The organism is Vitreimonas sp. (assembly GCF_036392335.1).
Taxonomy (GTDB): Bacteria; Pseudomonadota; Alphaproteobacteria; order Caulobacterales; family Aquidulcibacteraceae; genus Vitreimonas.
The window spans coordinates 19,898-31,594 of record NZ_DASVYD010000047.1 but is presented as its reverse complement, the minus strand read 5'-3'; the positions used below and the strand labels follow the sequence as shown (position 1 = coordinate 31,594).

Genomic DNA, 11,697 nt, shown 5'->3' with positions numbered 1-11,697 from the left:
CTTCAGCTCGAAAACTGCGCCACGCCTGCGCGAACAATGTTTGCGGCTGGAGGACTAGCCCGGAGATGCGCTCTCTCCGATGATCGCGGAGGAGGAACGCGATGAGAGGTATGGGTGATTTTCAACGAGCACAGATGAAGCACCGAGATGCGCGCGTCAGCGCGATGGCGCAGCATTTGCGTGCGGCGGTAGACCTCTGGGAAGAGATTCATCTCCATCCGTTCAAGAAGGAGGAGCCATCCGAGCTGCCGGCTCCGCCACCAGCGCCCCCGCCCGTAGTAGCGTTGCCGTCAGAGAAGCTTGCATACGGGATCAAAGAAGCAGCGGGTGCTCTTGGGGTCGGGAGGACGACCATCTGGCGCGCGATTAAGGACGGGAAATTGTCGGCAGTGAAGGTGGGCAATCGCACGCTCATAAGGACGGAAGCGCTGCAAGCTTGGCTTTCCGCTCCTGTTGGCCGATGACGCGGGGCCTTATGCGCGAGTTTCATCGGCGCTTGGTAGATCTCTACTTCAATGAAGGTTGGTCGAATGCAGCGGTCGCAAAGTATGGCGGGTGCAGCGCGGCTTGGGTGAAGAAGCTGGTGAAGCAAGCGGCGGCCCGGGGCCGATCTCGTTCAAAGATTGGGACGCTCGATCCAAGGAAACGCGACAATCGCTGGCCGCTATCAGGGACACATGCGTTCATTGGCGTGTGTGTTGCTCGCCATAGAGCGAAGCTTCGGCTGAGTATGGCGACATTTGGCGATCGCGTGCGGCTTTCGAGGTTCCGCGTCGGCCAGGTCGAGGCAGGGGCCCATGATCTGACAATCTTAGAGGTAATCGCGATCGCCGATGAGTTAGGACAGTCCGTTGAGATGCTTCTCGGGAAGGGCGACCGGCGCCAGAATCCCCGACGCCGGCAATGACCCGCACTGAGGCGCGGCGTGCGCCGTCTAACGGCTAGGCCATGGTTCCACGACCGGAGCGACCACGCCCGCTGGCGCACGGAAAGCCTAACGCCTAAATTCCAGCGCATGTGCAATCGATACGCAGCCGACATCCGCAAGGCCGGGAAGGAAAGAGATTATTGGGGCTTTGACGAGTGGAGCGAAACCCGTATCAATCCGGTGCTTGGCAACGCCGTGCTCGAAGTGTTTCCCAAGAGCCAAGCGCCGATCATTCGAAGCCGATGGATTGATGGGAAGCGGACGGATCAACTTGAGTGGCAAACGATGCGATGGGGCTTGCCGGGCCCGCCGCAGTACGGCGGCGCGCCGGTCACCAACATCCGCAATGTGAAGAGCCCGCATTGGCGTGGCGTCTTGGCCGTGGCGCATCGGTGCATTGTGCCATTCACAGCCTTCAGCGAGTACGAAGACGCGTCGCCCAAGGGCAAGAAACAGATCCGATGGTTTGCGCCGCCCGATCGTGGCGTCATGTATTTCGCCGGTCTATACAGAGTGTGGTCCGGCGATTACGGCTCGAAGAAGGAACCGAACGAGGGCGATCACGTACTCTTCAGTTTCTTGACGACCGACGCGAATGAGCTTGTTCGGCCCGTGCACGCCAAGGCGATGCCCGTTGTACTAACCGACCAAGCCGCTTGCGAAGAATGGCTGAATGCGCCGCCCGATGAGATTGAAGCGTTCCAAGCCCGCGTGCTGCCAGTAGACGCGCTTGAGATCGTCGGCGATGAGGAAGCGGCGCAATATGTTGGCGGCTATATCAAATAGCGGGTCGAAGCGTGTCTCGCTCTGGCCGGGATTCAAGGAGGAGAACCGCTCGGGTCATCTCACCGCCAAGAATGCGTTGTAGAAGTCACCGGCAGGTGCGTCGAGGCGGGTGGAAGGGATCGAGTCCCGAGCGCTGGATCGGCAAGGGCTTTTCCAGCGCCCGTTAGGCTGGCGCTTGACGCCGCAGCGGCGGCGCACCGACCGGCCGGCCTCAGCATCAGGCGTTCCGGCCGCAAGGCCCCTCGGACGCCGCGTGCTCGCCGAGATCGATGGCGACCAAGCGGCTCTGTCCGCATAGCATCGAACGAGCCAATGCCTGCCTGCTTGAGGATCTTCTTCCATGACATGGAACGCGGCCGAGATCAGAGAACAAATTGTCAGCTGGACTGCCAATCGCCGCGGCGTCTCCCGTTTGTATGAGGCTCTCGCCAGTGGGATGATGGAAGACGAAGATTTGCTTCAAATTCTCGCTGAGGCACCTGAGCCGACCTTGTTCTGCAATCGATTTTTCGGGGCGGTGCACTACCTTCTGCTGCAAGGCGTACCCGGTGACTTGGCTGCATTCTACGCGACGGTGCAAACTTCGCCGCGGCCGCCGGCGGCGGCTTATCCGTCGTTCCGGCAATTCTGCCTCGACAACTTGGAAGCCATCCTCGCGATCATCGGTGAGCGAGAAATACAGATCAGTGATGTCCGCCGGTCTGCTGTGTTGCTGCCTGCAATCATTGAGGTCAGCGCGCGTGAGAGCGGACGCCAGCTGGCGCTCATCGATGTTGGAGCGTGTGCGGGCTTCAACCTCAATTTCGATAGATATCATTATGACTACGGGGTCCATGGCCGAATAGGCGACCGCCGCGCCGCGATTCAATTGCGGTGTGAGTTCCGAGGCGCGCGCAAGTTTGAATTGCCAACTGCGATCCCGCCGATCGGGGCGCGTCTGGGCATCGACTCCGAGCCAGTGGACCCGGCCGACGTTAGCGCCTGCAACTGGATGATGGCGCTCATCTCTCCTGACGATGACACGCGCCTTCAATATCTACGCGCAGCACTGGCTGAGACGCGAGCATGCCCGCCGCCCATACTGAAAGGCACCGCGGGGGACCTTCTCAAGATCGCCATGTCGAACATGGACCCGCAAATGAACCTCTGCGTCATGCACACCATGACGTCCCATCACTTCACGCCCGACGAGCGCCGCGCAGTTGACGACGCACTTGCGGAAACGAGCTTGCGAAGGACAGTGCACGTAGTCTCGTTGGAATGGGCGGTGCAAGATGGTCACCCCGACCCGACCGTCCCGCTTGTACTTGAGCTCGAGACATGGCGCGTGGGATACGCGCGGCGCCAGACACTCGGATCTAGCGACAATCGCGGCGTAGGAGCCTGGTTAGAATGGGGCGGCTGCCCGTGACATCTTCGAACATCTATTTGCGACCGTGTTCGAAGTGAGGTTTTTCCGATGTCCAGCGGGCAAAGTGGTCAGAATAATTGCGGCTTTTAGGACGCGTCCGTAGCGAGGAGTATCTGACGATACTGGTAACGTCGGGTGTTGACGGGGGCCCGCCCTCGCCATGTGGCACAACCCAACGCCATCTCTTGAACAACCACCTTTGCGCACGAACGTCGAGCATGACCCGACCAATGTTCGGACGATCGCCAATCGTCATCGCGTACTTATAGGTCTGGCAAATGGCGATGACGAGCGCCGCGACGGTCCCTTGAATGTGTTCGAGCGGCACGGACTCCGCCGAATTGTCGAAGTTGACTGGAAAGCCGTTTCGCAAAATCCGGAACGACGAGCCCCAGAGGTCCCCGCATATGTCGGGGATGTCATCCACTTCGTAGGTACCTGAAGCGTAATTGCCGTTGCTCAGTAACGCCGACTTTAGAGAGAAGAACTCGTCGTCGCCGGAAGAGAGCGAAATCAAGGTGCGCTGCCGTGTTGTAAGGCCCCGAAGATTGCATTCGTCGAACAGGCCCGCGGTGACATCGAGCCCCGCGCAGCCGAAAATTACGTCGCTTCGGTCGAACACCGAGTGAATCGATTCAGCCGCGTGACGCTTGAAGCGCTTCATCGGGGAGGGACGTCGGTCAAATACGGAGAGTTCGGCTCCTTCCGCCTCGAGGCGGCTTGCCAACGCCGTTCCCAAATATCCAAGGCCAATGATCCCTAAGCGCAAGCCTTTGGTTCGGCCCTCAATCGCATTCAAGGCACGCGCCATCGCGGCGTCTACAATAAGGTCAGGCTCGAGAAGTCGCTTGCACGCGCTCGCGCCAACATCGACCACGGGAAACGGCACCTCGCGGAAACCTGGTTGCCAGAACCCGCTTGCTGTCTGTTCGACACCAGCTATTCGATAGGGACTCGTTGTCAGTTGATTGAAGCGGGTGAGTGCATGGCCGCCATCGTCTAGCACAAGCACGATTGAGTCACCCACCAATTGTCGCCGTTGCAGGAACGCCTCGCTCAGTGCGTTTAGGTCTTCGATTTGCTGGTCCGACTGAAGTCGGTCGCAGCGATAGCGCCGCGCCGTCACGGTCATGACGCCGTCTCGCCGCAAGGCTTCGACAGTACCCCCGTGGGTGGAATACGGTTTGCCGCAGAGCGCGATGTTCTCAGGGGCGATCCCTAGGCTTCGCAGTGCTGACGTGAGCCCAAGCGTTTGCGCCATAATGTGCTGCACGCCGAACAGCATGACGTTCGCGCCGAAGTGGAACCGCTGTTCACGAAGGTTTTTGACAAGCTCCGCCACGATCGGCATGCGTGCGTGCTCGAATTGCGGGTCGGGGGCAGCGTCGCGCATCATACGATTATCGAGGCGCGATGTAGACGACGCCACCATCGACAAAATAGCTTGTCCTTCCCTTGTCCTCCAAAGTGCCTGCGGTACCGAGCTTTATTTCCGGTAGTTCGGCTAAGCCCGAGCGTCGCGCAGCGTCGGCGGCGACGAGCTGGGCAAAGGTCGGCGGCTGCGCACAGACGAAGCTATAGTTGCGATCGCGCTGCCCGAGCGACTTAATCGCTTCGATATGTTCGCTGACAGGGAGGTCCTTGGCCTTATTCACGCCGATAAAGGGCCAGTTGAGAAAATAGAAGGACGGCTCGTCTTTTAGAGACGGCCGGAAGACGGCGGGATAAAAGTTGTGGGCGTTGGGAAACCGTCGCTCTTTGGTTCTACGACGTTGATCGGATTCAGCGACGCCATAGACGAAGTCATAGATGCATTCCGCGGGCAAGACTTCCCGATCTTCATCGGAATTGAGGACCGGGCAGAAGCCCGGCCGCAGCTTGCGCGCAATCATCCGTGCCGCCAGAACATGACGGTTTCCGCCCGGACCGAGGAGCAGGTCGATTTCGTCCTGTGACCGATCGTGCGACAGCCGCATTTGTTTCAGCGTCAGGCTAAGGAGATACTCGTTCGCTGAAGAGATTTCGCGAAGCTGACGCACGACGTCGTCTGGAAAGAGGATGATTTCAAGGCGCCAGTCGCATTGCGATTGCGACAGGACGTCTGCGAACAGTCGCCCAAAGCTAAAGCCGCTTTTGTCCTCGCTCTTCAGTTGTTCCGCGTAGTGCCAAGCCGTGCCAAAGCCTTGCTGCGCCGCGTAGCTTCGGAGGTCGCCGAGATTGCCGATGCGGGGAATAAGAACGAGAGTCGTTCCGCCAGCCGTGGCTTGCAGACGCGATTGAGGAAAGTCTTCGCAAAAAGCTTGGAAGAGACCAAAGAACTCGCCCTTCTGCAGCAAAACGAGTGGCACGGCGCGACGCACAATCCTTTCAGAGTGCGAATCCGGGCGGTGCACTACGATCTTGTCGAAGAGCTCGATGCTGCGAGCCAGCACGAGACCGAGCGGGATCGCTCGTTGCTGGAAGTCGCCTTTAGTGAATGAGGCAAGTGGAATGCCGTCCCACTGAAATTTGCCGTCCGTGATGAGACGCCGGCCATACGGGAGCTTAAGGCGAAGGATTCGCTTGCCATTGAGCGCTTTGGACCTTGTGCCGAAGATTGGTTCGAATTGCGGGTACTGACCGAGCAGTTCTCCGCTCAACTCGGCCCATTCCACAGCTTCGCTCTGGATGCGGTTATCCATCGACCCGCCTCTGAAGTTTCCCTTCTGCAATCGTAAGTGGAAAAGCCTCGGTGAGTCCATCGAACTCCTCGCCGTGGCTGACTACGACCAATCCGAAACCTGCCCGGCATAGCCGGCTGAAAAGGTCGCGCAGGGCTTGGCGGCTGTTTTCATCGGCGGTCAGCGCCGGCTCGTCGAAGTAGAGCCATGGAGCGCCGCCCAAAAGCGCCGCCGCCATTGTCAGCCGCTTCAGCGCAACAAATGGCAGATCGAAGGGCTCGGTTGTCGCGAATGGATCGAGCCCGAAGGCGCGCTGAATGGTCTGCGGCGTGAAACTCCATTCACCGCGAAGCATCGTGCTGCGATTGCAGCTAGCGCGGCTAATCAACTGCAGATACCCGGCGGCCGACGTTCCGATCACTTGCGACGCTGGATTTTGGAACGCGTAGAAGAAAAGCCGCGCATTGCTGGAGGAGGGCGCATGCGCTGCGCCGTCCACGATGATCCGCCCACGCGTCGGTTTCAGAACCCCTGTAAGCAGCCGCGCCAGCGTTGATTTCCCGGCGCCGTTTGGCGCCTTCAGGAGATACACGCGTCCTGGTTCGAGGCGGAAATCACAGCGATCGAAGATAGGTCGACGGGCCCCAGGATAGCGGAAGCTCAGACCTTTGAGATCGATCGCGGGCGCAGTCACCATCCCGGAGCGCAGGTTTTCCGTGAATTCGCCGATGTGCGCGTTGAGATCGAGTTGCGATGACCCAAACGCGCGCACCTCGGTGAAGCCGCCGCGAAGATCCGCCGATGCATTGTCAGCGACGGCGATGTCCACGCTGGCCGACAGCGGCTTCATCACCCCGTTGAAGAGACGCCCGCGCGTTTCCGCGTCAAGCTGCTCCAATGCGCAATCCATCGCAACTCGTGGAGCGCCCGACCGCAACGCGCAAGTAGCGATGAGCCGCACAGTTTCGCCGCCGGACAGACTACGCAGCTTCTGTGTTTCCGGTAGCGCACTGACGCCGTCATCCAGTATGTGACGAACTTCGGCCGGCAAAGCGGCCTGCTCCGGATGCAGTCTCAACTCGCCGCCGACGGTGGTCGCAAAGCCAGAGAGATTCACCTCCAGGGCCGGGTGAAGATATTGTCCCTTCACGCCCTCACGCCAGGCAAATGCCTTCAAAGCCTCCGAGCGGCCCGAGAAGTTTTGTCCGTCAAAAAGTGTGAGCGCCATCGATAACCCCCGCGCCCAGAGCTACAGCAGACGTGATAGCAGCAAACGTCAACAGGCCGACCAAGCTGTCCCAGACCGCTGTCGCAGGTTTCATGCTTTCGCTCTGCAGCCGATCGATGAAGCGGTTGCCGCTCCATTTCGTCTCGGCGCGCCCAGCGATTAAGTTCAAACCGGCGAGCCAAGTGAGGCCTACAACGCGTCCAAGGTTTGCCGATCGTGATGCAAAGGTCGGTTTCATCAGGCCTTGAGCGCGAAGCGCCACGATGCTGCGCTCGACGGCCTCCCGGACCGACTCGACCAGCGCCGCGCCGGACGCGAACACGAAGGCAGCGGGCTTTGGTAGCGCCATCGCACGCATCACGGCGTAGGTCTCACCATCTCGGATCGCGCCAATGGCGATGAGTATAAGCGACGTCGCTGTCAGCGCGCGCAGCAGCGCGATGAAATTGGTGTCCCCATCGAGTAGGCGCGTCGCGGCGCGGCCGATGCTCGGCGCATCAAAGCCATCAGTCAGAACAAAAATCCACAAAGCGGCCGACGCCAGCACTATGGGAGAAACTAACATCAAAAAGGAAGACAGGCGTCCGCCGAGGCCCAGCAGCATGTACGCGAGCGCGACGATGAACGCGCAGACCGCCAGCGCCGTTGGTGAGGCGAAAAACCCCACCAACAACGCCCCGATGATCAGGAGCCAGCGGACAGCCGCGTGCATACGCATTAGAAGAACATGCGGCGGATGCGGCCGGGCGTCATCCGCACGAGGGCGATGGCGACGGCGAGTTGGATCGTCTTGTCCAAGAGTTCGGTGGCGATACCGGCAGTGACGACTGCGTTCAGCAGGTTTTGACCGGAACGCAACAGCACTGCGACGATGAGCGAAGGGCCGCTGCCGGTGATGCCGCCGAACACGTACGCGATGATCGGCGCGCTGACGATGCCGGCGATCACGCCGAGCAACACCCCCAGCAAGATCGTCAAGATCACAGCGCGCAGCGGAAACGGTCCGGCTGCAAGGTAGGTCTTGAGTGCGGGCCGAATGATAAAGAACGCTATGGCCGCGATGACGACCTGGGTCGGGATGAACCACAGCACGGCGGGGGTGAATAGAAGGCCCGAAATCGTAAAACTCGCAGCGCCTACGAGCGCGGCAAGCGCAAATCCCTTCAATCCCAGCCGGCCGGCCAACAACGCACAGGCAACGGTGCCGATTGCGTCGAGATAAACTGGCAATTTCAGCAAATTGACAACGGTGCCCATCGCAACGTTAAGGGCAACGCATAGGCCAGCGATCCCTAGTAGCGTCAAAGTGCGGACCTGATCGCTCTCCGCCGTTATGTTAGGTTGTCCGAGATTGTCGGTCATCACGCGCTCCTTAAGCTCATCGAGCTTATCTGCGCGAGGCGCGCGAAGGTCGATGCTGCCGTTCGCTCCACGATTCCGGACCCCAATTCGGGAGTCGTTTTCAGGGAGCGATCTTCGGGTGCAGCGTCGAGCCCTTGAATTCGCCGGTCGATATTAGCGGGAAACAGCAGGACCGAAAAGTCTGCGCCGCTGACGACCTCAAACTCGAGGCCCCTAAACAGGGCCATTTGCTTTGGCTTTTAGCAGCTGGCCATTGCTGTAGCGCGAACTCCAGCGATCGCACCGATCGCGTGATCCTGGAGCAGCGTCTATGAACATCGCATTATCGACAGCGCCGTCTTCCTGCCATTTTCTGGCTGATGGCGACAACCTCCTCAATCGCGGCTTTCGTCGTCAAGCACGCTTGCGCATGGCGCAGTTCGCGCGCGCGTGCAGCGATGCTGGAGCCGCCTCCAAGACCATCGTGCGCAACTTCTTCAAGATCGAGGAAGCGCGCGCTTGGGATGTGTACGGTTTCGAAAAAGTTGCGGTTGAAGACAATTGCGATCCTGTTGTCGTTCGCCGCGCGCTCGCTGCGATCCGCGCCGGCGTCGTCAGACTCATTATCGCTTCAGGCGATGCAGGCGTGGTGTTGCCGATCGCATCCGCGGCAGCCGACGCATGCGTCCAAGTCGAAGTGTGGTCGGCGTATGATGCGTGCTCGCAGCAATTGGATGGCCTCAACGTTCGCTTCATCGACGAGTTTCTTGTCGAACCGCCCCCGCGGCGCGTGCCGCCGATCCGCGGCTTTCGCGCTCCGCAGTTCGGCCTGGCTTAGGGGAGGAGGCCATGACGCGCTCTTCCTTCGTCATCAGCCCCGAAGCACGCGCGTTCAATCGTGCGTTCTTTAAAGCTACCAACGCGGAATGGAATGATTGGCGCTGGCAACTGCGCAATCGCATCCGCTCGCTTCGCGAACTCGATCACATCTTCGTGCTGAACGACGATGAGCGCGCTGCCGTGCGCCGCCTGGGCGATGGGCTGCCGCTGGGCATCACGCCGTACTTCGCGAGCCGCATGAACTTGAGCGCGCCGGAGGATGCTCTCAGGCGCACGCACATTCCCGTTGGCGCTGAATGGCGCCGCACGCCCGGGGAGGCCGAAGATCCGCTTGGAGAAGATGCCGACACCGTCGTGCCCGGCCTTGTCCACCGTTATCCCGACCGTGTTCTCTTCCTGGCGACCGGCTTTTGCTCGACCTACTGCCGCTACTGCACGCGATCGCGCATGGTGGGCAGCGTCGGCGCTGGCTATTCGTTCACCACTACAAAGTGGGAAGCGGCGCTTAGCTACATCGAGCAACACCGCGAAGTGCGCGACGTCCTCATTTCAGGCGGCGATCCGCTGACACTCAGCGACGATAAGCTTGAGTATCTGTTAGACCGCCTCAACGGCATCGACCACGTTGAATTCATCCGCATTGGCACCAAGGTACCGGTGGTGTTGCCGACGCGGGTCACGCCGGCGTTCGTGCGCATGCTACGGCGCCTGCGCCGCGTGTGGATGAGCGTGCACTTCACGCATCCCGGTGAGTTCTCGCCAGAGGTCGATCAGGCGCTTGGCCGTCTAGCCGACGCTGGCGTGCCGCTGGGCAGCCAAACTGTCCTTTTAAAGGACGTCAACGACGACGCAGTTATCATGCGTCAGCTGATGCATGGCCTGCTGCAGCGGCGGGTGCGGCCATACTACTTGTACCAATGCGACCCGATCGCCGGCTCGGCGCACTTCCGGACGCCCGTTTCCAAGGGGCTGGAAATCATCGAGGCGCTGCGCGGCCATACCAGCGGCTACGCCGTACCGCACTTCGTAATCGACGCGCCGGGCGGCGGCGGCAAGCTTCCGCTGTTGCCCCAATACGCGACCGGGCGCGACAACCGCGAGCTCCAGCTGCGCAACTATCGCGGGGACCGCTTCACCTATCCCGATCCGCAGCCGTCGGGCGAGGAGAGCGATCCTCACCTCGATGGAGGCGTGTTCGCGACCCTCGCCGAATACACCCGCAACACTTCTGAGTCCGACACCGAGGAGGCCCAACATGACCACGCTTGAGCACGCCATCTTCGACATTCTGTCGCCGTCGAATCCATGGGTTTATCTCGCGATCCTGATCATGGCGATCGCTGAGTCCTTCATTGTCACGTCCTTCGTTATCAGCGGCACGATCGGCTTTGTCGCGGTGGGCGTGCTGGTTCAGCAAGGGCATTTGCACGGCGCGGCCGCCGTCTTGGCGATCTACGCCGGCACACTGCTGGGCGACCTGTTGAGCTTCGCATTGTCGGCCTGGCTGCAGCGCTTCGGATTCGTGCGTGCGCTGTTGGCGAGAATGGATGCTGTGCGTGACCCACTTTCACGGCGCCCGTTCCGCTTCATTGTCGTTGGCCACTTCACGCCCTACATCCGCGCGGCGTTGCCGTTACTCGCAGCAGGCGCGCTCACCATGCGCCGCTACGTGGCAATTGATCTCGTTGCGGCTGCTTGCAGCACTAGCCTCTTCGTCGGCGCTGGCTATTCCGGCGCGCTGCTTGTCGGTAGCCTTGACGGTGCCGGCGTTACCACCGCTGTGGGCCTGGTCGCGCTGGTGCTCATCGTCGCGTTGTGGATCGGCGCGCGTAGCTGTCCACTGCGCCGCCCCGTCCGGGACAACAAGTTTGTCTTCAACACGCTGCGCGCTCTCTGTTTCTTCCTCTGGTTCCCAGTGTGGCACCCCGCGCGTTACATCGAGAATGCGCTGCGGCGGCTGCCGACCAGACGCCTGCGCAACGATCTGGCGGCTGCCTTCCCCGATGTTCAGCCCGGCGACATCTTTCTAGTTCGCCTTCACATGCCGGCACCTTGGGGCGTCTGGGCCCACAGCGCCATCGCGATCGACAGTCACCGTTTTGCGCATGGGTTCGGCAAAGTCATCTCCGCCCACCGCATCGAAGCGCTGCCGGTGCGCTTCGCGATCGCCCATCTGCGCGTGCGCTGCCGAAGCAGCCTCGCCGCGACCGCCGGCGCCGCCGCCGAGGCGCGCATTGGAATTCGCGTCTCGATCGGCGCTCCACGCGCCGACAGCGCCCAGTTCTCGTGCGCGAGCCTAGTTGCTCGCTGCTACCAGGACGCTGGTGTTGAGCTCGTGCCCGCCACGGTCGATCGCGTTGTCCCTGATGACCTGCTGGCCTCCAAACATGTTGAGCTCATTCGCGTCGTTTACACCGAACGGGTTGCGCGGCAGCAGGGGGATGTCGCAGCCTCCGGGTTGCGCAGCCATGCATGAGCTTCAGAGCCGCGCCCCTGCGCATCT

Annotated in this window: 11 protein-coding genes; 6 read left to right on the top strand and 5 right to left on the bottom strand. The window is 60.9% G+C overall.

Annotation, left to right across the window (positions count from 1 at the left end):
* The first annotated feature begins 110 nt into the window (after positions 1–110).
* The 3 genes from VF769_RS11120 to VF769_RS11110 all read left to right on the top strand — a co-directional run bounded on the left by VF769_RS11120 (position 111) and on the right by VF769_RS11110 (position 3,125).
* Positions 111–464: a helix-turn-helix domain-containing protein gene (locus VF769_RS11120; RefSeq protein ID WP_331008476.1), complete on the top strand. Its 354-nt coding sequence runs from the start codon at positions 111–113 to the stop codon at positions 462–464.
* A 551-nt stretch (positions 465–1,015) separates the two neighbouring features.
* Entirely contained in the window at positions 1,016–1,714 is a 699-nt protein-coding gene (locus VF769_RS11115; protein WP_331008475.1) for an SOS response-associated peptidase, read from the top strand.
* 340 nt (positions 1,715–2,054) lie between these two features.
* On the top strand, positions 2,055–3,125 hold the full coding sequence (locus VF769_RS11110) for a DUF2332 domain-containing protein (protein ID WP_331008474.1): 1,071 nt from the start codon (positions 2,055–2,057) through the stop codon (positions 3,123–3,125).
* A gap of 13 nt (positions 3,126–3,138) precedes the next feature.
* On the opposite strand, the gene VF769_RS11105 is transcribed toward VF769_RS11110, so the two are convergent.
* Genes VF769_RS11105 through VF769_RS11085 form a run of 5 tightly spaced genes read right to left on the bottom strand, consistent with a single transcriptional unit; the run spans position 3,139 to position 8,270 of the window.
* Complete coding sequence (locus VF769_RS11105) at positions 3,139–4,521, bottom strand: NAD(P)-dependent oxidoreductase (protein WP_331008473.1); 1,383 nt, start codon at positions 4,519–4,521, stop codon at positions 3,139–3,141.
* Positions 4,522–4,525: 4 nt separating this feature from the next.
* Positions 4,526–5,806 (bottom strand): hypothetical protein, encoded by a 1,281-nt coding sequence (locus VF769_RS11100; RefSeq protein ID WP_331008472.1) that lies wholly within the window; start codon positions 5,804–5,806, stop codon positions 4,526–4,528.
* Positions 5,799–7,013, bottom strand: coding sequence for an ATP-binding cassette domain-containing protein (locus VF769_RS11095; RefSeq protein ID WP_331008471.1), 1,215 nt, complete (start codon positions 7,011–7,013; stop codon positions 5,799–5,801). The genes VF769_RS11100 and VF769_RS11095 overlap by 8 nt, the downstream gene beginning before the upstream one ends.
* A complete protein-coding gene (locus VF769_RS11090) occupies positions 6,994–7,731 on the bottom strand; it encodes a hypothetical protein (RefSeq protein ID WP_331008470.1) in 738 nt (245 codons plus the stop codon). The genes VF769_RS11095 and VF769_RS11090 overlap by 20 nt, the downstream gene beginning before the upstream one ends.
* Entirely contained in the window at positions 7,731–8,270 is a 540-nt protein-coding gene (locus VF769_RS11085) for a hypothetical protein (protein WP_331008469.1), read from the bottom strand. Before VF769_RS11085 ends, VF769_RS11090 begins: the two co-directional genes overlap by 1 nt.
* A gap of 415 nt (positions 8,271–8,685) precedes the next feature.
* On the opposite strand from VF769_RS11085, the gene VF769_RS11080 reads away from it, so the two are divergent.
* From VF769_RS11080 to VF769_RS11070, 3 genes are read left to right on the top strand one after another with little or no spacing between them, the layout of a single operon-like run.
* Entirely contained in the window at positions 8,686–9,192 is a 507-nt protein-coding gene (locus tag VF769_RS11080) for a hypothetical protein (RefSeq protein ID WP_331008468.1), read from the top strand.
* 11 nt (positions 9,193–9,203) lie between these two features.
* Positions 9,204–10,463 (top strand): KamA family radical SAM protein, encoded by a 1,260-nt coding sequence (locus VF769_RS11075; protein ID WP_331008467.1) that lies wholly within the window; start codon positions 9,204–9,206, stop codon positions 10,461–10,463.
* On the top strand, positions 10,450–11,670 hold the full coding sequence (locus VF769_RS11070) for a hypothetical protein (RefSeq protein ID WP_331008466.1): 1,221 nt from the start codon (positions 10,450–10,452) through the stop codon (positions 11,668–11,670). The genes VF769_RS11075 and VF769_RS11070 overlap by 14 nt, the downstream gene beginning before the upstream one ends.
* Positions 11,671–11,697 lie beyond the last annotated feature (27 nt).